The following is a 24,507-nucleotide window of genomic DNA, read 5'->3' as shown; positions in this document are numbered from 1 at the left end:
GGTTATTGGGCCCATCCATTCGCGTGAGCCCTGAATGCCCCTCAACAACCGCACCATCCTGGCGATCGGCGTCGGCGTCGCCGCCGTTCTGGCCATCGTCCTGGCCCTGGTCTTCAGCCGGGGCGCGGATCGCAAGGCGGTCATCCCGCCGGCCGAGCGGGGTGGCCTGACGGTCGATGTCGCCGATGCCCCCAGCCTGGAGCCGACCCGGGAGTTGCGCTGCTTTGTCGACGGACGGTTCATCGGCATGGCGACCCTGACCGACTGTGCCCGCCGCAACGGGCTGGCCACCGACGCCCTCGACGTCGGAATCGATGAGACGGGGGCCCTCGCCGCGGCCCCGACCGCCGCGTTCGCGCCGCCGCCGCGCCTGCCGCCGGTCGATTTCGCGGCGGTTGAGGTCGAGCCCCTGCCGACGCCCGTCACGCCCAGTCAGCCCGCTGCGGCTCCGGTGGCTGCGGGCAGTGCCTGCCTGCGGCACACCGGGTCGGACTGGCGGTCGCTGTCGCCGAACATGGGGCTGAACGCCTGCGTGATGGCACTGTATTCCGGCACCTGTGTCCGTCCGGGCGAGGCCCTGTACGGCCGCTGGGGCGACACGACCCTGCGGCTGGTGCCGCGTCGGGTCGAACAGTCCAGCGACAACAGCCGCTTCCGCACCCTGGCCGAGCAGGACCGCAACTGCCAGTTTCCGGCGTTGGGCCGATGAGAGTCCTGACCCTCGCCACCGTCACCGCCGCCGCCCTGGCCGTTGTCGCCTGCGACACCGCGCCCAAGGCCCCCTATACGCCGGGGGTCTGCTATGTCGTCATGCCCGCCGAGGACGGCAAGGGTCCCCCCGAACTGACCGTCGTGGCCAGCGACCAGCCGCAGATCGAATTCTGTGCGGCCCGGCTGGAAGAGATGCGGCTGCGCTTCCTGCGCATGGGCGGCACGCGACGCGAGATCACCGGGGCCTATCAGGGGCAGTACATTTTCATCGATCGGGTCGGGGTGTCCTTTTCCCGAACCCTCGACGGCAACCGCTTCATTGCCCTGGCCCGGACCGGTGACGGCCGACTGGCGATTCCTGCGGCCATCCAGCGCGAGATCGACGGGACGCCGATCGCGGTCGCGGCCCCGCCGCCGGAACCGGCAAACTAGACGAACAAAACTGGAACATCTGCGCGCAATCGACTAGGTTGCGCGCTTCAAACTCAAGCATGGGAGCTCGGCTATGGCGGGCAGCGTCAACAAGGTCATTCTGATCGGCAATCTGGGCAAGGACCCGGAAATCCGCTCGCTCACCTCGGGCGAGCGCGTCTGCAACCTGTCGCTGGCGACGTCGGAGCAGTGGCGCGACAAATCCTCGGGCGAGCGCAAGGAAAAGACCGAGTGGCACCGGGTGGTCATCTTCAATGACAACATCATCAAGGTGGCCGAGAACTATCTGAAGAAGGGCTCGACGGTTTACATCGAGGGCGCGATCCAGACCCGCAAATGGACCGACCAGTCGGGCGTCGAGAAATATTCGACCGAAATCGTGGTCGGCAAGTTCAAGGGCGAACTGACCATGCTGGGCGGCCGTAGCGATTCGGCCGGCGGCGGTGCCAGCCGGGGCGGGGGCGACGACGACTATTCCTCGGGCTTCTCGACCGGCGGGGCCAACAAGCCCAGCGGACCCAAGGAAAGCTACGACCTGAACGACGACATCCCGTTCTAGGGTCACGATGGCGCGGCCGGCGTCCTGCGGACCCGGCCGCCCGCACGCGCCCGTCACAGGTGTTCACCGGATGTGATGAGCCGGGTCCCGAGCGGTGTGCGATAGGCGGGGCGTGACCCCGTCCTCATCCCCGTCCCAAGCCCTGACGCTGCCGGAGATCCTGGCCATCATCGCCGTGGTGGTGATCTGGGGGTCCAATAACGCCGCGGCCAAGGTCGGGACCGAGGTGCTGCCGCCGCTGCTGATGGCGGCGATGCGTTTCGCCCTGGCGGCGGCCTGTCTGGTGCCGTTCGTGCGCCCGCCCTTTCCGAACTGGAAGAGCCTGCTGATCATCGCCTTCGTCGGCGGTCCACTGCATTATGGCCTGATCTTCCTGGCCTTTTCGCTGGCGCAGGACGTCAGCCCCGTCTCGGTGGCGGCGCAGTTGTGGATTCCGTTCACGGCCCTGCTCGCCTTTCTTCTGCTGCGGGAGCGGCTGTCGAAATACGCCCTGGCCGGGATGATCATCGCCTTCATCGGTGTCGCCTGGATGATGGGCGATCCGCATGTGCTGCAGGACTGGAAGGCCATCGCCGTCAGCATCGCGGCCGCCGGCTGCTGGGCCCTGACCACGGTGATCGCCCGCCGCACGACCTCGATCCCGCCGCTGAAGATGCAGGGGCTGCTGTCGCTGGCCGCCCTGCCGACCCTGGCCCTCGGGTCGGCGGTGTTCGAGCATGGCCAGCTGGAGGCGGTACGGGCGGCCACGCCGCTGATCTGGGCGTGTGTGCTGTGGGGCGGTCTGGTTTCGTCGGTCCTGGCCACGACCCTGTTGTTCTGGCTGGTGCAGCGGCGCGAGGCGGGGCGGGTGACGCCCTATCTGCTGGCCACCCCGGTGGTGTCGATCGCCATCGGCTGGCTGTTCGTCGGCGACGTGCTGACGGTGCAGATCCTGTTCGGGGCCGCCCTGACCATGGGCGGGGTCGCGGTCGTGGCCCTGGCCGAACGCGGTCTGCGCGCCGGCGCGGCGCGGGCCTAGATCGCCGGCATCACCAGGCAGGTGGAGGTGGCGGTGGCATAGAGGGTCCCGTCGAGACCGCGCAGGTCAGCCTCCGAAAAGGCCGCGCGGCCGCCGATCTGGACGACCCGCCCTTCGGCCCGCACGGGCACATCCGCGGTCAGCGCCCGGTGAAAGGCGGTCTTGAGTTCCAGGGTGGTATAGGCCTGGCCGGGGCGGAGTCGCGAATGGACCGCGCAGCCGCAGGCGGAATCCAGGATCGCCGCGATCCAGCCGCCATGCACACTGCCGATCGGATTGTAGACGTCCAGACCGGGGGTGCCGGCGAATACGACGCGGCCCGCTTCGAGTTCGGCCAGCTGGAAACCCAGCGTCAGCGCGATCGGCACCGGGGGAACGGCTCCGGACAGCAGCCGCTGCATCTGTTCGAGACCGGACAGGGCCGCGCGATCAGGGTCGGACATGCGGACGCTCCGGCGGGACAGTCCATTCACGCCAAGGGAAGGGCGGCGCGGGGACCGCGCCGGGGACGCGGGTCTACAGGCCGGGCAGCTTGAAGCCGGTGCGACGCGGGGCGATGACGATGCGGGCTTCGCTGCCGGTCAGGGCCCGGAGCCGTTCGGCCTCGGAGGCGGCGTCGATGGTCAGGGCACCGGCGGACGTCTGGCTGATGGTCGCGGCCTGGGTCGACGGGGCGTCACTACGCCAGAACAGCAGGCGATTGGCCCAGCTCTCTTCCTTGTGGGCCAGGTCGCCGAACTCGTCGTCAATCACATAGCGGGCCAGCGGGTCGGCCCGATCGGCACCGGCCTGGGCGACGAGCATCTGCTCACCGGCGGTGCGGGTCACGGCCTGGCGCTGACCCAGCAGGATCTGGCGGGCGGCGCTTTCGGGAGCCAGTTCCTGCGGACGCGGCTGGCCGGGTGCCGGCGGACGCAGGCCGTATTCCGGCGGTACGGTCAGCGGGGCGGTCGAGACGGTCAGGAAGGCGTCCGGCGTGATCTTGGCCAGGCCGATGCTCTGGCGCATGCCGGTGCAGGCCCCCAGGGACAGGGCCGAAACGGCGACGATGGAGATGACGGCGGCACTGCGGATTCGCATGATCAGGGGCTCGGCTCGTTGATCGCGCGTCAGGGACGCGGCTGTGGAACGGCTAGAAGGGCGGTTGATTACGACTTTTCAGCGGCTTCGCCAACTGCGGGCTGTCGCTCGGACAGCAGGCTGTCGATTATCAGGACCACGACGCCAATGGTGATGGCGCTGTCCGCGACGTTGAAAATCCACGGGAACACCCGGTGACTGCCGATCATCACGCCCGAGAAGTCGATGAAATCGACGACACCGCCGAAACGGATGCGGTCGATCACATTGCCGATAGCGCCGCCCATGACCAGGCCGATGGCGCTGACCAGCAGGCGACGGTCGGCCTTCAGGGCCCACCAGGCCAGCGCTGCCGCCACGAGGATCGAGAAAACGCTGAGACCCCAGCGGGCGGCCCCGCCACCGAGCAGGCCGAAGCTGACGCCGTCGTTGAGCACAAAGGTCAGACGCAGCACCGGCGGGAGCAGCGGAATGGAATGGTAGGACCACATCTCGCGGTCGATCAGCTGACCGCTCGCGGTCAGCATCTGCATCGCGTCGAGGATCGAGGCCTTGGTCAGCTGGTCGAGGACGATGACCACCAGGGCAATGCCGTAGGCGGCGTAGGCGATACGAGGAATTTTCATGCAGGTCGCTTTTGGGATGAGCCCCGGGGTTAGCAGGCCAGGGCCCGGTCGCGAAGATCAAATCGTGGCGCGCGGCCCGGCGAACCGCTGAAGTCCCCGGGGCCGCGCCGTCAGCCCGCCGCCATTACGCCGCAGGCGACGCGGGCTCCGGCCCCACCGATCGGCTGGCTGTGATGATCGTCCGGGCCGGCGTGAATGACCAGGGCCGAGCCGTCGCTGTCCCACAGCCATTGGCCGGGGCCGGTGGCGGCGATGCGGGCCCGGGTCGTGAAGAGCTCGGCATTCACCCGCCCGGTCGCATCGGCGAAGATGCCGGGCAGGTCGCCGTCGTCGGGACCGTCGGGGTTCAGCAGGCCATGCGGCACGGTCGTGGGGTGATTGATGTGGCCGCCGGCCGAGGTGAAGGGCGCGTCGCAGCGGCCTGTGGCGTGGATATGAACCCCGTGCCAGCCGGGGGTCAGGCCGGTGGCCTCGATGCGGATCAGCAGGCCGGTCGGTCCCTGGGTCAGGACGGCGCGCCCGATGGTCTGCCCCGCCGCGTTTCGGAGGGTCGCCTCGCCGAAATCCCCCATCGCTGCCCGCCCGACGGGCTGCGGCCGGTCGGGGTTTTCGGGCAGGCTGGCACAGGCCCCGGCGGGCAGCAGCAGGGCAGCGGAGAGGAGAATGGCGCGCATGGCGAAAATTCCTTTCACAGACGGCTTTCGCGGGTCCTGAAACTTTGCCTCGCGACGACCTGGATGCTAGAAAACCCTTATAGCGGATCACGTTCCGATTCCGGCCATTTAAAGCCCGATTTCCTTGACCGACGACACCTCCGAGACCCCCGTGCCCCCGTCCGGCGCGCACGGCGACATTTCCACCATCACGATCGAGGAAGAGCTGAAACGCTCCTACCTCGACTACGCCATGAGCGTGATCGTGTCGCGGGCCCTGCCGGACGCGCGCGACGGGCTGAAGCCCGTGCACCGGCGCATCCTGTATTCGATGCACGACCTGAACATGACGCCCGAGCGCTCGTATTCGAAATGCGCCCGTGTGGTCGGTGACGTGCTGGGCCGGTTCCACCCGCACGGCGACGCCTCGGTCTATATGGCGCTGGTGCGCATGGCGCAGCCGTTCTCGATGGGGCTGATGCTGGTCGACGGCCAGGGCAATTTCGGCTCGGTCGACGGCGATATGCCAGCCTCCATGCGTTACACCGAGGCCAGGATGGCCCCGGCCGCCGTGGCCCTGCTGGCCGACATCGACAAGGACACGGTCGATTTCCAGCTGAACTATGACGAGAAGGAACTGGAGCCGGTCGTCCTGCCGGCGCGGATTCCGAACCTGCTGGTCAATGGCGCGGGCGGCATCGCCGTCGGCATGGCCACCAACATCCCGCCGCATAACCTCGGCGAGATCATCGACGCCTGCGTGGCCCTGCTGGACGATCCCGAGGTCAGCGACGATGCCCTGCTGGACCTGGTTCCGGGCCCCGACTTCCCGACCGGCGGCGAGATCATGGGGCGCACCGCCCCGCGCAACGCCCTGCGTGAAGGTCGCGGCTCGGTCATCGTGCGCGGCAAGGCCACGGTCGAGACGATCCGCAAGGACCGCGAAGCCATCGTCGTTACCGAGCTGCCGTTCCAGGTCAACAAGCAGACCCTGATCGAACGCATCGCCGAGATGGTGCGCGAGAAGCGGATCGAGGGCATTTCCGACGTGCGCGACGAGAGCGACCGTCAGGGCATGCGGATGGTGATCGAGCTGAAGCGCGACGCCTCGGGTGATGTGATCCTGAACCAGCTGTGGCGCTATACGGCGATGCAGAGCTCGTTCGGCGTCAACATGCTGGCGCTGAACCACGGCCGTCCCGAACAGATGGGCCTGCGCAAGATGCTCGAGGTCTTCCTCGACTTCCGGGAAGAGGTCGTGGTCCGGCGGGTCAAGTTCGAGCTGGCCAAGGCCCGCGACCGCGGTCACGTGCTGGTCGGTCTGGCCGTGGCCGTGGCCAATATCGACGAGGTCATCCACATCATCCGCAGCTCGGCCGATCCGGCCGAGGCGCGCGAGCGGCTGCAGGCCAAGCCGTGGCCGGTCGGGGACATGATGGCCCTGATCGAGCTGATCGCCGATCCGCGCTCGATGCTGGTCGAGGGCGACAAGCTGAACCTGACCGACGAACAGGCGCGGGCCATCCTGGCCCTGACCCTGTCGCGCCTGACCGGCCTGGGTCGCGAAGACATCTTCAACGAGGCGCGCGGCCTGGCCGACACCATCGCCAAACACCTGTTGCTGCTGTCGGATCGCGCCAACATCCTGGCCGTGATCCGCGCCGACCTGCTGGCGGTGCGGGAGGAGTTTGCCGTGCCGCGCCGCACCGAGATCGGTGACGGCGATTTCGAGCTGGAAGACGAGGACCTGATCCCGCGTGAGGACATGGTCGTGACCGTGACCCACGGCGGCTATGTCAAACGGGTGGCGCTGAACGCCTACCGGACCCAGCATCGCGGCGGCAAGGGCAAGTCCGGCATGACGATGAAGGACGAGGACGCCATCGTCGGCGTGTTCTCGGCCTCGACCCATACGCCGGTGCTGTTCTTCGCCACCAACGGCAAGGCCTACAAGCTGAAGACCTGGCGTCTGCCGCTGGGCGGGCCGACCTCGCGCGGCAAGGCCTTCGTCAACCTGCTGCCGATCGAGCCGGGCGACAGCATCATGAATGTGCTGCCCCTGCCCGAGGACGAGGCCGACTGGGGCAATTACGACATCATGTTCGCTACCCGCTCGGGGGATGTGCGGCGTAACAAGCTCAGCGACTTCGCCACGGTCAACCGGGCCGGCAAGATCGCCATGAAGCTGGAGGAGGGTGACCACATGGTCGGTGTCGCCCTGTGCACGGCCGATGACGATGTGATGCTGACCACCGCCCTGGGCCGGGCCATCCGCTTCAAGGCCGACGATGTGCGCGTGTTCAAGGGCCGGGATTCGACCGGCGTGCGCGGCGTGCGTCTGAAGGCCGGCGACCAAGTCATCTCCATGGCCGTGCTCGGCCGGGTCGATGCCACGCCGGACGAGCGCTCCGCCTATGTCAAACATGCCACGGCCATGCGCCGCGCGGCCGGGGACGGCGACGACGAGACGACAGTGGTCGAGGCGGACGACGAGGACGAGGGCAACGGCGACGCGGCCCTGTCGATCGAACGGATCGCCGAACTCGGCGCGGCCGAACAGTTCATCCTGACCGTGACCGAGACCGGCTTCGGCAAACGGTCGTCGGCCTATGAGTACCGGCGCACCGGGCGCGGCGGCCAGGGCCTGACGGCCCACGGGCTGGGCGGTCGGGCAGGGGACCGGCTGGCGGCCTCCTTCCCGGTCGAGGACGGCGACGAACTGTTGCTGGTCACCTCGGGCGGTCAGATGATCCGGACCCCGGTCAGCCAGGTCCGCACCGTCGGCCGCACCAGCCAGGGGGTGACCATCTTCCGCACCGCCGAGGGTGAGCGGGTCGTGTCGGTCGAGCGCCTGGCCGAGGTCGCCGGGGACGACGACGATATCGGTGACGAGGACGACGGCACGACCATTGCCCCGGATGACGACGAGGGCGGTGACGCCTGACCCATGGGGCCTGACCGCGAGATCCTGGTGGACGGCGCGCCGGCCACCCAGGCTGACCTGAGCGGTCTCGCCCTGGTTAATTACGGGGCCTACACCTCGCTCCTTGTCGAGGACGGCGGGGTGCGTGGGCTGGACCTGCATTTGGCGCGGCTTGAGGCCGGGGCCATCGAATTGTTTGGCGAGCCGGTCGGGGAGGCCCGCCTGCGCGAACTGATGCGGGCAGCGCTGGGCGATCGCCAGGCCGCATGGTTGCGGGTCTCGCTGTTTTCGCCGGACATCGGCCCCCGGACGCCGGACTGGACCGGCCGCCCCAGGGTCATGATCGCCACAGCGCCGCCGCCGCCGCCGCTGGCCGAGCGCGTGCGCCTTCAGGTCCAGACCCATGTCCGCGACGCCGCCCACCTCAAGCATACCGCCACCTTTCCCCTGATCCGGGCGCGCCGGCTGGCCCGCGCGGCCGGGTTCGACGACGCCCTGTTCACCGATGCCGACGGCCGGATTTCCGAAGGGCCGCTGTGGAATATCGGTTTTGTCCGTGGCGATGCCCTGACCTGGCCCGAGGCTCCGATGCTGGCGGGCGTGACCCAGGCGCTGATCGGACGGGGTCTGGCCAGCGTCGGCCTGACGGCCCGGGTCGCGCCCGTGCGGCTGGATGACCTGGACCGGTTCGACGCCGCCTTCATCTGCAACAGCGCCACGCCGGCCTGCGCGGTCACGGCGATCGACGGCCGCGGGCTCGCCGCCGATCCGGATCTGATCACCCGCCTGGACCGGGCCTGGCGATCGAACCCGGTCCAGGCGATCTAGGCTCGCCTTTTGGCAGGTGCTAAACCCACAGAAAGCGGGGAAGAAAACGGCATGCGTATCGGGCTTTATCCCGGCACCTTCGATCCGGTGACCAACGGGCATATGGATATCATCGGCCGCGCCGTGAAGCTGGTCGACCGGCTGGTGATCGGTGTGGCCCGCAACGATGACAAGGGGCCGCTGTTCAGCACGGCCGAGCGGGTGGAGATGGTGCGTGCCGAGGTCGTCGGTATCGACGCCGATATTGTGGTTCAGCCCTTTTCGACCCTGCTGATGCATTTCGCCGAGCATCTCGGGGCCCAGATGATCGTGCGCGGTCTGCGCGCGGTCGCGGATTTCGAGTATGAATTCCAGATGACGGCGATGAACCAGCGTCTCAATGCCGACATCGAGACCGTGTTTCTGATGGCGGACCCGCGCCACCAGGCCGTGGCCTCGCGTCTGGTCAAGGAGATCGCCCGTCTGGACGGTGCGATCGACAGTTTCGTCAGCCCGTCGGTCGCCGAACAGGTCCGGGCCAAGGTCAAGGAACACGCATGAACAAACCCTTCGGAACCCTGGCGGCGACCGCCGCCGCCGTCGCGCTGTTGACGGCGGCCGGTGCGGCCTCGGCGCAGACCCCTGCGGCGAGCGACTGGCGCACGATCGCGCCGGAGAACCTGCTGGTCATCGACACGACCAAGGGACGGGTCCTGGTCGAGCTTGAGCCGCGCATCGCTCCGAACCACATCACGCGTATCCGGACCCTGGCCGATCAGGGCTTTTATGACGGCATCGTCTTCCACCGGGTGATCGCGGGCTTCATGGCCCAGACCGGGGACCCCACCGGGACCGGGATGAACGGCAGCACGTTGCCGGATCTCGCCGGTGAGTTCGGTTTCCGCCGCGGAGCCGACAGCGGATTTGTCGCCATTCCCAACAGCGGCGACGGTCTGCGAGGCATCCTCGGGTCCATGCCGGTGGTGACCCAGCCGGACGCGCAGATGTTTGTCACCGCGGACTTCAAGACCGCCGCCAGCGGGCTGTTCTGTCCGGCCGTGGCCGGCATGGCGCGGTCGTCGGGTGCGGACAGCGCCAACAGCCAGTTCTTCCTGATGATGGACGAGAACGACAGCCTCAACGGCCTGTACACGACCTTCGGTCGGGTGGTCGTCGGCCTGGATGTGGTCAAGGCCCTGAAAACCGGTCCCGAGGCGACGGATGGCCGCGTCACCGACTCGCCGGATTCGATGACACGGGTGCGCACGGCTGCGGCCCTGCCGGAGGGTGAACGCCCGGCCGTGCGGGTGCAGTCGCCCTCGTCGGCCGCGTTTCAGGCCGAGGTCGAGCGGGTGCGGGCCGCGCGCGGCGTCCGCTTCAGCATCTGTGATCTGCAACCGGCCGCCGAACTGGTCGGCGGCTGACCATGTCCGCGGGAGGGGCGACGATGAGACGAGCGACTGCGATTCTGGCCGGACTGGCCGTCTGTGCCGGGGCGGGCCTGGTCCAGGCCCAGGACGTCGGCGGGCCGCCGCCGCCGGGGGCTCCCCGCGTCGTGGCCGCTGCCGCGTCTGAATGGCGCACCGTGCCGGCGGCAAACCTGCTGATCATCGACACCAACCGCGGCCGGATCCTGCTCGAGATGGCACCGGAGCTGGCCCCGCTGCACGTCGAACGCATCCGGCTGCTGGCCCGCGCCGGCTTTTTTGACGGCCTGACCTGGCATCGGGTGATCGACTGGTTCATGGCCCAGACCGGCGATCCACTGGGCAGTGGCGAGGGCCAGAGTCCCTATCCGGACCTGGCGGCGGAATTCACCTTCCGTCGCGATGCCTCGGTGGCGTTCACCGCGGTCGCCGCGCCCGCCGGAGCCCTGGTCGGATTCGTCCATTCCCTGCCGGTCCAGACCCAGCCGGACGCGGCCATGGCCCTGACCGGGGACGGCAAGGTGCACGGCTGGGGCCTGTACTGCCCCGGCGTGGCCGGCATGGCCCGGGACGAGGGCAATGACACGGCCAACAGCCAGTTCTTCCTGATGCGCCAGGCCTATCCGGCGCTCGACAAGCGCTACACGGTCTGGGGTACGGTGGTGTCGGGGCTGGATGTGGTGCGCGCGTTGAAACCGGGTGAGGGCGACAACGGCATGGTCACGGCGGAACCGGACCGGATGACCCGGGTCCGGGTCGCCGCCGATCTGCCGGAGGTCGGCCGTCCGGTGGTGCGTGTCCTCGACACGCGATCCGCCGGCTTCCGGACCCTGGCCGAACAGGTGCGACAGGCGCGGGGCGCGGACTTTTCGGTCTGTGACATCACCCTGCCGGTCGAGGTTTCCCAGGCTCAGGTCGCCGCCGGCGGCTGAGGCCGGTTGCGGCCCCGGTTGCGGCGACGACGGGCGGGGACGCGATCCTCGCGCATCCGCTTCAGCAGCAGGCCCTCGCGAAGACCCCGGTCGGCGACGCGGACCCGTTCGCACGGCCAGGCCCGCTGGACAGCGGCCATGATGGCGGCACCGGCCAGCACCAGATCGGCCCTGTCGGGGCCGATGCAGGCCTCGGCCGCGCGACCGGCCGGACCGAGCCGCTGCAGGGTCTCGGTCGCCTTTTCGCAATCGTCGCTCGTCATCCAAAGACCGTCGACCCGGTTGCGCTGGTAGCGGTCAAGGCCGAGGTGAATGCCCGCCAGGCTGGTGATGGCACCTGACGTGCCGACCATATGGGCGCGGCCGCCGGTGAACAGCGCATGCATGCCGGGGTCGACATCCGCCACGGCCAGGGCAACGCCCATGTCGGAGACCATGGCCTCGAACCACCGGTCATGACCGGACTCGGGTTCAGGATGGCGTTCCGCCAGGGTGACGACGCCGATCGGTGTCGACATCCACGCCACCGTCCGGAAGCGTCCGCCCTCGCGTCGCAACCAGGACAGTTCGGTGGACCCGCCCCCGACATCGACCACCAGAATGGCCTCGGCCTCGGCGTCGAACAGGTTGAGACAGCCCTCGACCGCCAGCCGCGCCTCCTCGACCGGATCGATGATGCGCAGCTGCAGACCGGTCCCGACGCGGACCCGTTCGATGAAGGCCTGTCCGTTGTCGGCCTGGCGACAGGCCTGGGTGGCGACGGCGGACAGACGGGTGGACTCCAGACCCTTGCGGGCCACGCGCTCCGCGCACAGGTGCAGGGCCTGGTAGGCCCGCTCCATGGCGTCGTCGTCCAGCCGGCCCGTCCGCGACAGGCCGTCGCCGAGGCGGACGATGCGGCTGAAGGAATCGACCACATGGAAGCCGTCCCGCGACGGTTTCGCGATCAGCAGTCGGCAATTGTTGGTCCCCAGGTCGAGCGCGCCATAGAGTGGCGCATCCCGGCCTGTCGCCCCGTGACCGTCAGGCCGTCGGGGCCGGGACCGGTCGTCGCGCCGTGCAGGCGCGCCGTCGATCTCCGGCATGGCCGAACTTTCAAATGGGCGGTCCGGAACGGCGCCCGTCGCGGTCATCGTAGTCCGCGGGCGTCGTCTGTGCCAAGCCAATCTGTCGCGAAAATGAACAGGGACGCGGGCATTCCGCTCAGGCACCGGGGTGCAGGATGGGGGCATGATGAATACCCAGACTGCCAAATTCGGCCTCGGCCAGATCGTCCGTCACCGCGACAACGCCTTTCGCGGCGTGGTGATTGACGTCGACGCGACCTATGCCGGCCCGGCCGATGAACCGAGTGCCGCCCAGGCGGAGGAGCCCTTCTACCAGATCTATGCGATCGGGGATGACAGCGGCTTCGTCGTCTATGCCGCCGAAGCCACCCTGGAGGCCGACGATGAGCTGGCGCGCCTGCCCCGGGCCGACGAGGCCCGCATGTTCCGCGTCGATGCCCGGGGCCACATGGCTCCGCGGACGCATCAGATCCACTGAGGTCCCGGGTCGCGGGTGACGCCATCGGAGCGAACGACTAGACTGGGGTCAACCGCTGTCAGGGTTCAGTGCAGGAGCGCCCCATGTCCGATTTCGAGCACGTCTTTGAAGCTCCGCCCGAAGGGGCGGCGGCGGACTGGACCATTCCGCAGGACTGGGACGCCTATACGGCCGTCGAACACGGCACATGGGACACCCTGTACGCACGCCAGATGAAGATCCTGCCGGGCCGGGCCTGCGATGTCTTCCTGCAGGGGCTCAAGGCCCTGGATCTGAACACCGGCGGCATTCCCGATTTCGCGGCGATGAATCCCAAGCTGCAGGCCCTGACCGGCTGGACCGTGGTGTGCGTGCCGGGCCTGGTGCCGGACGAGGTGTTCTTTGATCATCTGGCCAACCGACGCTTTCCGTCGGGCCAGTTCATCCGCAAGCCGGATCAGCTGGACTATCTGCAGGAACCCGACATCTTCCACGACGTCTTCGGCCATGTGCCGATGCTGACCGACCCGGATTTCGCCGCCTATATGGAGGCCTATGGCAAGGGCGGGCAGCGCGCGGCCGGCCTGGGCATGCTGCAGAACCTCGCGCGCCTGTACTGGTACACGGTCGAGTTCGGCCTGATGCAGGACGCCGATGGCCTGCGCATCTATGGCGCGGGCATCGTCTCCTCGGCGACCGAGAGCGTCTTCGCGCTGGAAGACCCGTCGCCCAACCGGCTGGGCTTCGATCTGGAGCGGGTGATGCGGACCCTGTACCGGATCGACGACTTCCAGCAGGTCTATTTCGTCATCGACTCGATCGAGGCGCTGAAGGCCGAAACCCTGAAGGATTTCGGCCCCATCTATCAGCGGCTGAAGGGCGCGGAGGATATCGCCATCGACGCCATCCTGCCCGATGACCGGGTCTTCACCCGTGGCACCCAGGCCTATGCGGCCCGGGGCGGACGTTTCGCCGCCTGAGGCTTGACCCCCAGAAGAAGGCCGAACCAGCCGATCCGGCGGGCGACCTCATAGGTCAGCAGACAGCCGGCGAGCGTCGCCCCGAGCACCAGGCCGGCCTCGGCCGACAACGGCAGATTCAGCGGCATCAGATAGTGGGCCGTGGTGATGATCACCGTCTGGTGCACGATGTAGAAGGGGAAGACGCCGACCGTCAGATAGCGCAGCACCGGTCCGCCCCGGGTCAGGTAGCGGGCCCCGTAGCCGAGCACGGCCGCCATGAAGGTCCACTGGTCGATGCCGTAGACGACCCGCATGGTCATGCGCAGGGCCTCGGACGGCATGGCGTCATCGGCGCGGTAGATCCAGGCATAGCCCGCCCAGGCGGCCCAGCTGAGCAGGGCCAGGCCCAGGGCCGGACGGCGCATCCGGATATAGGCCGCCTTCAGCACCTCCGACCGGGCGGTCAGGAAGCCGAACAGATAGGCCCCGAACGAGACGGCGTGATTGTACCAGTCGCTGGTCAGGTCGTGGGTGATCTCGAAATGCGGAGCCAGGGTCAGGCGCAGGAGCACAAACCACAGCATCGGCCAGAGCAGCAGGCCCCAGCCGGCCAGCGGCCGTTCCAGCGCCCGCCCCAGGGCCCGCAGCGGTCGCCCGGCGACGGCGATGGCGACGGCGAGGATCAGGCCGTAGGGCAGCAGATAGGCGATGAACCACAGATGGTTCCAGGTCGGGGTGCGCAGGCAGCCGTCCGCATTGCACCACTGGCCCCATGAGGTCGCATAGTGGACCCAGAAATTCTCCAGCAACGGGGAGTTGGCCGGATCGGCGACGCCGAGGCCCTGCAGGGCGGCATAGATCTGGAAATAGCTCTGTGGCGGGACGATCACGAACATGCCGAACACCAGCGGCGGGAACAGCCGCAGCAGGCGCGACCCGGCCAGGCGCGGCCCGGCATGCCCGCCGCGCGCGGCGAAGCCGTCGACGAGAAACCGGGTCGCCGCCCCGGAGACGAGAAACAGCAGGGTCAGCCGCCACGGATTGACCAGCATCATCACCGGTTCCAGCGCCTCGACCGGGCGGGGACTGTTCACGTGGAAGTCCCAGGGCACATAGACCATGCCCACGTGGTACAGAATCAACAGCAGGAAGGCGCCGACGCGGATCCAGTCCAGATCATGACGACGACCCGGGGCGTCCGGGACAGAGGCGGCGGACATGGGAGACTCCATGAAGGATGATCGATCCTCCGAGGTCGCACCGGAGCGTCAGCTGCGACAAGCGCCGGGGGGCGGACGGCCGGACGGCCGGGACGGCGGGGCGATGACGGGGACCGGCGGCCCGTTTTCAGGGGCGGACGGCGAACCGGCCACGCTGCGGGCACGCCTGCGTCGGGCCGACCGGCGCGACCTGGCCGCCGGCTGGCTGGCCATTGCCCTGGTTTCCGGCCTGGTGATGGCGGTCAATGCCCTGACCGTCCTGAGCGACATGCCCCATCTCGCCTGGTGGGAGCCCTGGGTCTGGGAGGGGTCCAGCGTCCTGTTGCTGCTGGCCCTGATCTGGCTGCCCTGGCTGACCACGGCCGTCGCCCCGCCGGAGGATGTACGCGGACCGGGCTGGCACCGGCGGCTGCGCTTTGCCGGGGTCCACCTGACCGGGGCGCTGGTCTATTCGATGCTTCACGTCGGCGGGTTCCTGGCCCTGAGGCGTCTCGCCTACCGCCTGCTCGAGGCGGGGCCGTATCTGATCGGCGATCTGGTCGGCCGGTTCCTCTATGAATTCCGCAAGGACCTGCTGACCTACGGCACCTTCGTCGCCGTGTTCTGGCTGATCGGCCGGTTGCGTCGGGCCCGCACGGTCCCGCTGCGACCGGTCAGTTTCGACATCCGCGACGGCGGGCGGATCATCCGCGCGCCGCTGGACCAGATCGTCGCCGTGTCCTCGGCCGGCAACTATGTCGAATTCTGTCTGGCCGACGGGCGGCGGCCGCTGATGCGGGCGACGCTGGCGGCGATCGAGGTCGAGCTGGAAGGGTTCGGCTTCGTCCGGGTCCACCGGTCCTGGCTGGTCAATGCGCGCCGGGTCACCGGGTTGCGGCCCGAGGGCTCGGGCGACTGGACCGTCGAGCTGGGCCCGGTCGAGGCCCCGCTGTCGCGTCGCTTTCCCCAGGCGCTGGAGCGGCTGAAGGCTCCCGACTGATCAGTCGGCGTGGACGATCAGGCTGGCCTTGCGGGTGTCGCGCATGAAGATGAAGACCAGCAGGGACACGCCGATCATGCCGGTGACATACCAGTAGAAGGCGCTCTCCAGGCCGATGTCCTTGAACCACAGCGCGGCATATTCGGCGGTGCCGCCGAACACGGCATTGGCGATCGCATAGGGCAGGGCCACGCCGAGGGCGCGTATATGGGCCGGGAACAGTTCGGCCTTCACCACGGCATTGATGGCGGTATAGCCGCTGACGATGACCAGGGCGCTCAGCGACAGGGCGAAGGCGACCAGCGGGCTCTGGGCCGTCGACAGGGCGGTCATGATCGGCACGGTGAACAGCACCCCGCCGACTCCGAAGGCGATCATCACCGGGCGGCGGCCGATCCGGTCGGACAGGGCCCCGACCGCCGGCTGCAGCAGCATGAAGATGAACAGGGCGGCGGCGCTGATCTCGGTCGCCGTGGCCTTGCTGAAGCCGGTGGTGTTGACGAGGAATTTCTGCAGATAGGTGGTGTAGGTATAGAAGGCCAGCGTGCCGCCGGCGGTCAGGCCCAGCACCAGCAGGGCCTCCTTCGGATGCTTCAGCACCAGCAGCAGGGCGCTGGATTTCGGGGCTTCGGCCGTGTCGGTGGCGATGAAGGCGCGGGTCTCGTCCAGACGCCGCCGCAGCCAGAAAACGATCACCGCCAGCGCCGCCCCGACGAAGAAGGGCACGCGCCAGCCCCAGGCGGCCAGCTGGTCCGGCGTCAGGGTCTTCTGCAGGCCGATCAGCAGCATCAGGGCCAGCAACTGGCCCGAGATCAGCGTCACATACTGGAGGCTGGACCAGAAGCCGCGATGCTTCGCCGTGGCCATCTCCGACAGATAGGTGGCCGAGGAGCCGTATTCGCCGCCGACGCTGAGGCCCTGGATCATCCGCGCCAGCAGCAGCAGCGCCGGGGCGGCCAGACCGATGGTGGCATAGCCGGGCGTGCAGGCGATGATCAGACTGCCGGTGCACATCAGCGTGACGGACAGGGTCAGGCCCGCCTTGCGCCCGCGCCGGTCGGCATAGACCCCCATGATCCAGGCCCCGATCGGTCGCATCAGGAAGCCGACGGCAAAGACCGCGGCGGCCTTCAGCAGGGTCGCGGTGTCGTCGCCTTCAGGGAAGAAGACGGGGGCGAAATAGAGGGCGAAGGCGGAATAGGCGAACCAGTCGAACCATTCGACCAGATTGCCGGCCGAGCCGCCGATGATGTTGCGCAGGCGGCGGGCCGGGGTCATGGCACCGCTCACCGTCGGGGGGCCAGGCTGGACCATCCGGTCCAGGTCCCGAATGCATAGGCGAGACCATAGACGAGGACGATCAGCGAGCTCCACAGAACGAAGGGCTGGACCGCGCCATCGTTGATCACCAGCGCCGGGATCAGCACCAGTCCGCGCAACAGGTAGATGGCGGAGATCACGACCAGTCCGGTGCGCAGCAAGGGCAGCCGGGGCAGAAGACCCGCGCCGGAAAAGGCGTAGCCGGCCCAGATGGCGAGGACCGTCGCGATCCCCAGGGTGATCAGGGTCGGTGTCAGTGAGCCCTGCTCGGCCAGGGTGGCCATGCCTTCACCCGCGCCGAAGAACCGGTACCAGGCGGGGCCCCCGATGATGCAGGCGACATGCAAGAGCGAGGCCGCGCCGCTCAGGATGCCCCCGGCGACGAGGGCGGGATTGCGGAGTCCGGTCATGCGGTCCCTTCACCTTGAGCGCGGGCCGGCAGGCGCATCGCCACGGCGATGGTGAAGATGGCCAGCGCCAGTTCGACGACCCGCTGGGCCGCGCCATACCATTCAAAGCCGGGGTGCAGCAGCCAGACGGCGGCGGCGGCGGGGATGCCGCAGGCCAGACCCAGCGGATACAGGACCCGGTCCCGCGGCCAGCGTCGCGCGGCCAGGGCGATCAGGCAGACTCCGGCGATTCCGGCCAGATAGCCGATCCCGCTGAACACATCGTGGAGAATGGCATACAGCGGCGGATCGGCCAGGCTGCATTCAAAGGCGCAGGGAAAGACGCCGCCGAGCAGCAGGCCCAGGCCGTTCAGGCTGCTGAGTCCGAAGCCGGCCGTGGCCAGGAGAGACCGCGGGAACAGGCCGATGCACAGCAGCCAGAACAGGGTCAGCAGGATGCCGGATGCGACGAAGGCCGGCCTGACCGCCGGGCCGGTGACGGCACCGGTGGCCCCCAGTTCGCTGATATACTGGGTCAGGTGGTTGTAGTCGGGATAGACCAGCCCCCCGGCCACGGTCAGCCCCGCGAGGATCAGCAGGCTGAGGATCGCGGAGCCGAAAGCCAGGGTTCTGATCATCGTGTCCTCGTGCCGGTTCGCGCCGAGGCTAGCGGGGTTCGTCCGCCGGGCCAATCACGGGTTTGCGGCCAGTCGTTTGCCCATGCGAACCAGCGGCACCGGGGCACCGCCGCGATCATCCTCGAACCGTTCGATCTCGAGGTAGCCGGCGGACCGATACAGGGGTTCGCCGCCGAGGGTGGCGACCAGTTCGGCCCGGTCAAAGCCCGCCTGGCTCGCGGCGGACTCGCACAGGTCCAGGATCACCCGCCCGACGCCCTGACGCACGAATTCCGGGGCCGTGTACATGGCGCGGATGCGGGCGGCGTCCATCCCCGGGACCAGCGCCGTCGGCACCCGACCGGGGGTATGGTCGCCGCCGTATTCGGTGATGCGCCCGCTCCAGCCGCCGCATCCGGCCAGCGCCCCGTCGACCGCTACGATCCAGAAGGTGCCGTCGGCGATCAGCTGGCTGTCGATGCCCATCAGTCTGCGGCTGGCGGCGATCTGGTCCGGGGTCAGGAAGGCGGCCAGTGGCCCGGTGATGGCCCGGTCCATATGCGTCACCAGGGCCGGGATGTCGGCGGCGGTGGCGACGCGATGGGTAAACCGGGACACGGACCTAGCGCTGGAACGGATAGAAGCTGGCACCCAGGTTGAGGATGCCGGTCAATTCGTCCAGTGCCCCGCGGCTTTCGATCAGCAGTTGCGGGTCGGCCAGGTCGGCGGGGCGCAGGGCCTCGCGGTACCAGCGGCCGGCCCAGGTCGACAGGCGGGCGTGCAGGACGTCGGTCAGCCGCATGGCCGGATTGGTGGCGGCCTGCTCAGCCTCGGTCAGCACCACACGCAGGCGCAGACAGGCGGGGCCGCCGCCGTTGCGCATCGACTGGCGCACGTCGACATAGCGCACCGCCCCGATCGGACCGTTGGAGGCGGCCAGAGCCTCGGCCACCGAGTGACTGCGCGGGTTGTCGCGGGTCTCGGTCGGGCAGATCAGGGTCAGCCGGTCCTCGCCGGGAATCTGCACCAGCATGGAGTTGAACAGATAGGAGCTGATGGCGTCGGCCAGCGGCAGGTCGGCGGTCGAGACCTCGACGAATTGCGGCTCGAACAGGCCGTCGGCGGCGGCGCGGATCGCGGCCTTGGTGCCGGCCGTGTCCTCGAAGGCCAGCGCGTGGAAGAACAGGGTCTCCAGCGCCCCGACGCAGACCACGTCATTGTGGAAGGTGCCGCCGGCGATGGCGGCGCGCGACTGGCGCGGAAACACCGGCCGTGCGGCCTGATGGCGACGGGCGATGGCCTGTGAGGCCTCATGCGTCTGGCGGGCGGGGAAGGCATCGGCCCAGGGCTCGAAGGCCTCGCGACCCCAGACCAGCAGATTGACCCCGGGTGCCCCGTGTTCGGCGCACAGGCGCACATGGTTGGCGGCCCCCTCATCGGCCAGATGGGCCACCGCGGGCAGGGCGTCATGCACCGCGAACCGGGTCGGGTCGGGGAACAGGGCGTCCAGCGCCCGTTTGGTCTGGGCGTGTTCCAGCGAACGGTGCAGGTTGGTGTGCAGATTGGCCGGGGTGAAATGGACCCGGCCGTCGGCGGCGTCGGCGCTGGGCGTCACGGTCGCGGCGTTGGCGGCCCACATCGGCGAGGCCGAACAGGCGGCGGCGGCGAAGCCGGGGGCGTCCTGCCAGGCCCGTTCCAGCACGGCGGCGTCGCTGCCGGTGAAGCCCAGGGTGCGCAGGAAGGGGATGTCGGGCCGCTCATGCGGCGGCAGCACATATTGCGGCAGGCCCAGATCGGCCAGGGTCTTCATCTTGTCGAGCCCCTGCAACACGGCGGCGCGCGGGTTCGAGGCCTCGCCCTTGTTCAGGCTGGAGGCCAGATTGCCAGGACTCAGGCCCGCATAGGAATGGGTCGGGCCGATCAGGCCGTCGGCATTGGCTTCGACGGCGGGGGTCACCCGCGCAATCCCTTGATTTCACCCTCGATATTCTTCACGGCCCCGGCCTCGAAACTGGCGACGGGATAGGCGCAGTAGTCGGCGGCATAGTAGGCCGACGGGCGATGATTGCCGCTGGCCCCCAGGCCGCCGAACGGCATGTTGCCGGCGGCCCCGGTGGTCGGGCGGTTGAAATTGACGACGCCGGCACGGATGCGACGGATTAAATGATCCCAGTGGGCCGGGTTGTCGCTGACCAGACCGGCGCTGAGGCCATAACGGGTGGCATTGGCCTCGGCGATGGCGGCGTCGAAACTGGCGGCGCGGGTCACGGACAGGAAGGGGGCGAACATCTCCTCGTCCGGCACGGTCACGCCCGTGACCTCGATGATGGCGGGTTTGACGAAGGCCCCCGGCAGGTTGTCGACCGGGCCCGAGGCGCGGATGACCCTGGCCCCGGCGGCGATGCGTTGCTGGAGGGCGGACAGGGCGGCCTCGGCGGCCTTGGGCGAGATCAGCGGGCCGCCGTAGGGTTCCGGGGTGCTGTTCCACGGGGCGAAGATCAGCCGGTCGACCAGGGCGGCGACGGCCTCGATGATGGCGTCACCCTGCGGACCCTCGGGCACGATCAGCCGGCGGGCGCAGGAGCAGCGCTGGCCGGTGGTGATGAAGGCCGACTGGACCACGATCCCGGCCACGGCCTCGGCGTCGGCCGCGTCCCAGACCACCAGCGGATTGTTGCCGCCCAGCTCGAGGGCGAGGATGACGTGCGGGTCCTCGGCGAATTTCTTGCGGAAATGCGCCCCGGCAGCACCCGAGCCGGTGAACATCAGGGCGTCGATCGGCTGGTCCAGCAGGGCGGCACCGGTGTCGCGCGCGCCCTGGATCAGGTTGAATACGCCGGTCGGCAGGTCGGCCTCGGCCAGGCATTCGGCCATCAGCTGGCCGGTGTGCGGGGTCTCCTCCGACGGCTTGAACACCACGGTGTCACCGGCCAGCAGGGCCGGGACGATATGGCCGTTGGGCAGGTGGCCGGGGAAGTTGAACGGGCCCAGCACCGCGGCGACGCCATGCGGCCGGTGGCGCAGGGTGGCGGTGCCGAACGGGGTCTCGCTGGTGCGTTCGCCGGTGCGCTCGTCATAGGCCTTGATCGACAGGTCGACCTTGCCGGCCATGGAGCCCAGCTCCGCCGTGGTCTCCCACAGGGCCTTGCCGGTCTCGCGGCTGATCGCCTCGGCCATGGCCGGGGCGCGGGCCTTCAGCGCCGCCTGGTAGCGCAGCATGGCGTCGACCCGGTCCTGACGCGGGCGGTCGGCCCAGTCGGGGAAGGCGGCGCGGGCGGCGGTCACGGCTGCGGCGACCTGCTCGCCGGTGGCGGCCGGGCCTTCCCAGACGGTGTCGCCGGTGGCGGGATCGATCGAGGTGAAACGGGTCATGGGACTGCTCATCTTTCCTTGGGCCTAGGCCTTCACACGCACGACGTCGCCCGCCTTGACCCGCAGGGCGTCGGCGGTTTCGGCGGACAGGGTGGCGACATCCCCCTCGACGCCGACCTTCTGGCGCACGGCGCGGAACGCGGTGACCGAGTCGGTCGAGATCAGCGAGGGCAGTTCGGCCTCGACATGGTCGCCGATGGCCACGGTCATCGGCCGGGCGTCGCGCACGGTGCGGATGTTGTCGCGACCGCAGGCCACGGTCGGACCGGCGTCGAAGATGTCGACCAGGCCGTTGGGTCGGAAGCCCTCGCTCTCGAGCAGGGCCATGGCCGGCACGCCCTGGGGGTGAACCTTGCCGATCACGGCGCGGGCCGGTTCGGGCAGCAGCTCGATATAGATGGGATGGCGCGGGGCCAGGTCGAGGATGAACTGCTTGTCGGTCGAGCCGGTCATCATGTCCGCCTCGTCGAACGGCATCGGGAAGAATTTGTGGGCCACGTGGTCCCAGAACGGGCAGCCGCCGTCGGGGGTGAAGACGCCGCGCAGCTCGGCCAGGACATTCTCGTTGAACAGCTCGGGCTGGGCCCCGATCAGCATGTAGCGGGCCTGGCTGAGCAGGCGTCCGGCCCCGCCCTTGCGGCGATCGGCCTTGAGGAAGAGTGAGCCGACCTCGGTCCAGCCGGTGCATTCATTGACGAGCACCAGGGTCTGGTGATCCAGCTTGACGTCGACCGAGGGCGAGGACTGGGTATTGGTCACCACCCGGAACGAGAAGAAGGGCCGGTTCAGACCGACGGCCGCCTTGACCGAGCCGATACCGTCGACGTCGCCGGTGTCGCTCTCTTCCAGCATGACCGTGTACCAGCAGGCCTTGGGATCCAGCTTGCCCGAGAAACTGTCCCGGCTGAGGTCGAGGCGTTCGGACAGCTGGTCCGGATCCTCGGGCAGGCTGGTGAAGCCCGGCCCGCTGAGGATGGCCAGTTCAAGCAGGTGGTCGAGATCGGCCGGGCCGGCGGGGCGCACAACAAGCATGGATTTACATCGTCTCCAGACGCAGGGCCTTCAGCCGCTCGGCGTCGATCTCGCCCGAGGCGATCTTGCACAGGATCAGGGCGCTCAGTTGGGCCCGTTCCACGAAACTGTCGGGCCAGGCGAATTCCTGGTCCGAGTGAATGTCGCCGCCGCGGACGCCCAGGGTGTCGATATTGGGCAGGCCCGCCGCGTGCAGGTTGTTGCCCTCGCACACGCCGCCCGAGGGCGACCAGGCGATCGGCTGGCCCAGCAGGGCCCCGGCTTCGCGCACAGCCTCGAACAGGGCGGCCTGGGAGGCGTCCATCGGCTTGGGCGGGCGGGTGAAGCCGCCGTGCAGGTCCAGGGTCAGGCCGGCGAACGGCGGGGTGGCGGCGATGGCCTTCACCGCGGCCAGGGTCCAGTCGGCGGCGACCTTGTCGGGCACCCGGACATTGAAGCGGACCACGGCATTGTCGGCGACGACATTCAGCGGCGCGCCGCCCGAGATCCTGGCCACATTGACGGTGACGCCCTCGTGCCGGCCGTTCAGGGCGTGCAGGGCGGCGGCGAGGATGGCGGCCCCGGCCACGGCATTGGCCCCCTCGTGGAAGGCGCGTCCGGCGTGGGCGGCCTTGCCCGAGACGATCAGGTGGAAGTTTCCGCTGCCCTTGCGCGCCCCGGCCATGGAGCCGTCGGACATGGCCGGCTCATAGGTCAGGCCGACATGGCCGCGCGCGCCCAGTTCGGCCAGCAGCGGGGCCGAGGCGGGCGAGCCGATCTCCTCGTCCGGCGACAGCAGCACGGTCCAGCCGACGCGCGCGCGGTCGGGATGGGTCTCGAAGGCTTCCAGTGCGGCCAGCATGACCGAGATGCCGCCCTTCATGTCGGCGACGCCGGGCCCGTTCAGCGCCCCGTCCGCGCGGGTCACCACGGTCTGGAAGGCGCTGTCGACCGGGAAGACGGTGTCGTAGTGGCCGGTCAGGACGATCTGGATCGGGGCGTCGGGACGGCAGATGATCTTGAGGGCGTCGGCATGGGCCTCGGTGCGCACCGAGCCATCGTCGCCGACGGTGGTCGAGCCTTTGGTCGGGATGCGGACGACTTCGGCCGGCAGGGTCCGGGCCTCGGCCTCCAGCACGGCCAGCATGGCGTTCAGACCGTCGGCGTTGCGACTGCCGGAATTGATCGCGGCCCAGGCGATCGTGCGCCCGATGATCGTGGTTTCGCGCGCTGCGACATGGTCGAGCGCGGTCTGGTCGTGAGGGAGAATTTGCATGCGCGCGGACCCTAGCGGGACAGAAGCCAAAGGTGAAGGTGAAGTCTCCGTGTCAGACCGCTTCGAATTCCCCACAATGCGCGCTAGCGTTGCGATCAACGAGGGAGGATTTTGAATGACAAACTGGATCAAGGCCGCGAATCCGCTGGCGACCATCGCGGGTCCGGACGAGGCGCGGTCGGCGGCGCGGATGAGCGCCATGGCGTTGTGGCTGTCGGCGGCCTGGGGCGGGGTCGGCTTTGTCTGGATGATGATGAACCTGGAGCGTATCCAGGCGGCGATGACGGCGGCGGTGGCCGTCCAGACCGAGGGGCAGTCGGCCGAGGCCGCAGCCCTGGCCAATTCGATCATCGCCAACGGTGCCCAGACCGGACTGATCTTCGCCGGAATCATCGTCGTGGTTCAGCTGGCGCTCGGCTGGTTTCAGTGGACCCGGCCCAACCGCTACATCCCCATCATCTTTCTGATGCTGTCCGCCTATGCACTGCTGACCGACGTGTTCGGCATCGTTTCGGCGGGTGGAATCGGCGTTGACGCCACGGCGATGAACCCGGCCTGGCGCATGATTGTGGGTCTGGTCGTCGCCGCGGTCTGCACCCTGTTGCACCTCGGCGGCCTGCGCGGCGCGATCAAGCTGGACAAGACGGCGGGTTGATCCACGCCCGCCCC

27 protein-coding genes are annotated in these 24,507 nt (G+C 68.9%); 13 read left to right on the top strand and 14 right to left on the bottom strand.

Annotated features, from left to right (window positions below):
- Positions 1-34: 34 nt before the first annotated feature.
- The 4 genes from AACZ75_RS02040 (at position 35) to AACZ75_RS02025 (ending at position 2,720) form a co-directional block, all read left to right on the top strand.
- Positions 35-709, top strand: a complete 675-nt coding sequence (locus AACZ75_RS02040) for a hypothetical protein (protein ID WP_339870911.1) — start codon at positions 35-37, stop codon at positions 707-709.
- Positions 706-1,143, top strand: coding sequence for a hypothetical protein (locus AACZ75_RS02035; protein ID WP_339870910.1), 438 nt, complete (start codon positions 706-708; stop codon positions 1,141-1,143). Before AACZ75_RS02040 ends, AACZ75_RS02035 begins: the two co-directional genes overlap by 4 nt.
- 73 nt (positions 1,144-1,216) lie before the next feature.
- Positions 1,217-1,702: a single-stranded DNA-binding protein gene (gene ssb, locus AACZ75_RS02030; protein ID WP_339870908.1), complete on the top strand. Its 486-nt coding sequence runs from the start codon at positions 1,217-1,219 to the stop codon at positions 1,700-1,702.
- A 112-nt stretch (positions 1,703-1,814) separates the two neighbouring features.
- Entirely contained in the window at positions 1,815-2,720 is a 906-nt protein-coding gene (locus tag AACZ75_RS02025; RefSeq protein WP_339870907.1) for a DMT family transporter, read from the top strand.
- Here the strand turns inward: AACZ75_RS02025 and AACZ75_RS02020 are convergent.
- The 4 genes from AACZ75_RS02020 to AACZ75_RS02005 form a co-directional block, all read right to left on the bottom strand.
- Positions 2,717-3,163, bottom strand: a complete 447-nt coding sequence (locus AACZ75_RS02020; RefSeq protein WP_339870906.1) for a PaaI family thioesterase — start codon at positions 3,161-3,163, stop codon at positions 2,717-2,719. The two genes, AACZ75_RS02025 and AACZ75_RS02020, sit on opposite strands and share 4 nt — an antisense overlap.
- A 73-nt stretch (positions 3,164-3,236) precedes the next feature.
- On the bottom strand, positions 3,237-3,800 hold the full coding sequence (locus AACZ75_RS02015; protein WP_339870905.1) for a DUF3035 domain-containing protein: 564 nt from the start codon (positions 3,798-3,800) through the stop codon (positions 3,237-3,239).
- Positions 3,801-3,868: 68 nt separating this feature from the next.
- The gene (lspA, locus tag AACZ75_RS02010; RefSeq protein WP_339870904.1) at positions 3,869-4,426 is read right to left on the bottom strand and encodes a signal peptidase II; all 558 of its coding nucleotides are present in this window, start codon (positions 4,424-4,426) and stop codon (positions 3,869-3,871) included.
- Positions 4,427-4,536: 110 nt separating this feature from the next.
- The gene (locus tag AACZ75_RS02005) at positions 4,537-5,100 is read right to left on the bottom strand and encodes a superoxide dismutase family protein (protein ID WP_339870903.1); all 564 of its coding nucleotides are present in this window, start codon (positions 5,098-5,100) and stop codon (positions 4,537-4,539) included.
- A 124-nt stretch (positions 5,101-5,224) separates the two neighbouring features.
- Here AACZ75_RS02005 and gyrA point away from each other — a divergent pair, with 124 nt between their 5' ends.
- The 5 genes from gyrA to AACZ75_RS01980 are packed head-to-tail and all read left to right on the top strand — an operon-like array spanning position 5,225 to position 11,168.
- The gene (gene gyrA / locus AACZ75_RS02000; protein WP_339870902.1) at positions 5,225-8,023 is read left to right on the top strand and encodes a DNA gyrase subunit A; all 2,799 of its coding nucleotides are present in this window, start codon (positions 5,225-5,227) and stop codon (positions 8,021-8,023) included.
- 3 nt (positions 8,024-8,026) lie between these two features.
- On the top strand, positions 8,027-8,830 hold the full coding sequence (locus AACZ75_RS01995; RefSeq protein WP_339870901.1) for an aminotransferase class IV: 804 nt from the start codon (positions 8,027-8,029) through the stop codon (positions 8,828-8,830).
- Positions 8,831-8,881: 51 nt separating this feature from the next.
- The gene (coaD, locus tag AACZ75_RS01990; protein ID WP_339870900.1) at positions 8,882-9,370 is read left to right on the top strand and encodes a pantetheine-phosphate adenylyltransferase; all 489 of its coding nucleotides are present in this window, start codon (positions 8,882-8,884) and stop codon (positions 9,368-9,370) included.
- Entirely contained in the window at positions 9,367-10,233 is an 867-nt protein-coding gene (locus tag AACZ75_RS01985; RefSeq protein ID WP_339870898.1) for a peptidylprolyl isomerase, read from the top strand. Before coaD ends, AACZ75_RS01985 begins: the two co-directional genes overlap by 4 nt.
- A 23-nt stretch (positions 10,234-10,256) precedes the next feature.
- Entirely contained in the window at positions 10,257-11,168 is a 912-nt protein-coding gene (locus AACZ75_RS01980; RefSeq protein WP_339870897.1) for a peptidylprolyl isomerase, read from the top strand.
- Here the strand turns inward: AACZ75_RS01980 and AACZ75_RS01975 are convergent.
- Complete coding sequence (locus AACZ75_RS01975) at positions 11,147-12,253, bottom strand: Ppx/GppA phosphatase family protein (protein ID WP_339870896.1); 1,107 nt, start codon at positions 12,251-12,253, stop codon at positions 11,147-11,149. The genes AACZ75_RS01980 and AACZ75_RS01975 overlap by 22 nt on opposite strands.
- 145 nt (positions 12,254-12,398) lie before the next feature.
- On the opposite strand from AACZ75_RS01975, the gene hspQ reads away from it, so the two are divergent.
- Both hspQ and phhA read left to right on the top strand, forming a co-directional pair.
- Complete coding sequence (gene hspQ, locus AACZ75_RS01970) at positions 12,399-12,713, top strand: heat shock protein HspQ (protein ID WP_339870895.1); 315 nt, start codon at positions 12,399-12,401, stop codon at positions 12,711-12,713.
- An 83-nt stretch (positions 12,714-12,796) separates the two neighbouring features.
- The gene (gene phhA / locus AACZ75_RS01965; protein ID WP_339870893.1) at positions 12,797-13,672 is read left to right on the top strand and encodes a phenylalanine 4-monooxygenase; all 876 of its coding nucleotides are present in this window, start codon (positions 12,797-12,799) and stop codon (positions 13,670-13,672) included.
- Here the strand turns inward: phhA and AACZ75_RS01960 are convergent.
- Positions 13,639-14,874: an acyltransferase family protein gene (locus tag AACZ75_RS01960; RefSeq protein ID WP_339870892.1), complete on the bottom strand. Its 1,236-nt coding sequence runs from the start codon at positions 14,872-14,874 to the stop codon at positions 13,639-13,641. The two genes, phhA and AACZ75_RS01960, sit on opposite strands and share 34 nt — an antisense overlap.
- Positions 14,875-14,884: 10 nt before the next feature.
- On the opposite strand from AACZ75_RS01960, the gene AACZ75_RS01955 reads away from it, so the two are divergent.
- On the top strand, positions 14,885-15,853 hold the full coding sequence (locus AACZ75_RS01955) for a LytTR family DNA-binding domain-containing protein (protein WP_339870890.1): 969 nt from the start codon (positions 14,885-14,887) through the stop codon (positions 15,851-15,853).
- Here the strand turns inward: AACZ75_RS01955 and AACZ75_RS01950 are convergent, their stop codons facing one another.
- The 8 genes from AACZ75_RS01950 to AACZ75_RS01915 are packed head-to-tail and all read right to left on the bottom strand — an operon-like array spanning position 15,854 to position 23,838.
- Positions 15,854-17,131: an MFS transporter gene (locus AACZ75_RS01950; RefSeq protein ID WP_339870889.1), complete on the bottom strand. Its 1,278-nt coding sequence runs from the start codon at positions 17,129-17,131 to the stop codon at positions 15,854-15,856. It abuts the gene before it with no gap.
- Positions 17,132-17,139: 8 nt separating this feature from the next.
- Positions 17,140-17,583 carry a hypothetical protein gene (locus AACZ75_RS01945; RefSeq protein ID WP_339870888.1) on the bottom strand — a complete coding sequence of 148 codons (444 nt, stop codon included), beginning with the start codon at positions 17,581-17,583 and terminating at the stop codon, positions 17,140-17,142.
- A complete protein-coding gene (locus AACZ75_RS01940; RefSeq protein ID WP_339870887.1) occupies positions 17,580-18,200 on the bottom strand; it encodes a DUF998 domain-containing protein in 621 nt (206 codons plus the stop codon). The genes AACZ75_RS01945 and AACZ75_RS01940 overlap by 4 nt, the downstream gene beginning before the upstream one ends.
- Positions 18,201-18,254: 54 nt before the next feature.
- Positions 18,255-18,797 (bottom strand): GNAT family N-acetyltransferase, encoded by a 543-nt coding sequence (locus AACZ75_RS01935; protein WP_339870886.1) that lies wholly within the window; start codon positions 18,795-18,797, stop codon positions 18,255-18,257.
- Between the two features lie 4 nt (positions 18,798-18,801).
- Positions 18,802-20,136 carry an N-succinylarginine dihydrolase gene (gene astB, locus AACZ75_RS01930; RefSeq protein WP_339870885.1) on the bottom strand — a complete coding sequence of 445 codons (1,335 nt, stop codon included), beginning with the start codon at positions 20,134-20,136 and terminating at the stop codon, positions 18,802-18,804.
- Positions 20,133-21,551, bottom strand: a complete 1,419-nt coding sequence (gene astD, locus AACZ75_RS01925) for a succinylglutamate-semialdehyde dehydrogenase (RefSeq protein WP_339870884.1) — start codon at positions 21,549-21,551, stop codon at positions 20,133-20,135. The genes astB and astD overlap by 4 nt, the downstream gene beginning before the upstream one ends.
- A gap of 24 nt (positions 21,552-21,575) precedes the next feature.
- A complete protein-coding gene (locus AACZ75_RS01920; RefSeq protein WP_339870883.1) occupies positions 21,576-22,583 on the bottom strand; it encodes an arginine N-succinyltransferase in 1,008 nt (335 codons plus the stop codon).
- A gap of 4 nt (positions 22,584-22,587) precedes the next feature.
- The gene (locus tag AACZ75_RS01915) at positions 22,588-23,838 is read right to left on the bottom strand and encodes a hydrolase (protein WP_339870882.1); all 1,251 of its coding nucleotides are present in this window, start codon (positions 23,836-23,838) and stop codon (positions 22,588-22,590) included.
- A gap of 115 nt (positions 23,839-23,953) precedes the next feature.
- On the opposite strand from AACZ75_RS01915, the gene AACZ75_RS01910 reads away from it, so the two are divergent.
- A complete protein-coding gene (locus tag AACZ75_RS01910; protein WP_339870881.1) occupies positions 23,954-24,493 on the top strand; it encodes a hypothetical protein in 540 nt (179 codons plus the stop codon).
- Positions 24,494-24,507: the final 14 nt, after the last annotated feature.

The organism is uncultured Brevundimonas sp. (genome assembly GCF_963975535.1).
GTDB lineage: Bacteria > Pseudomonadota > Alphaproteobacteria > Caulobacterales > Caulobacteraceae > Brevundimonas.
Note: the sequence above shows the minus strand (reverse complement) of the source record. Positions and strands in the feature narration are given on the sequence as shown.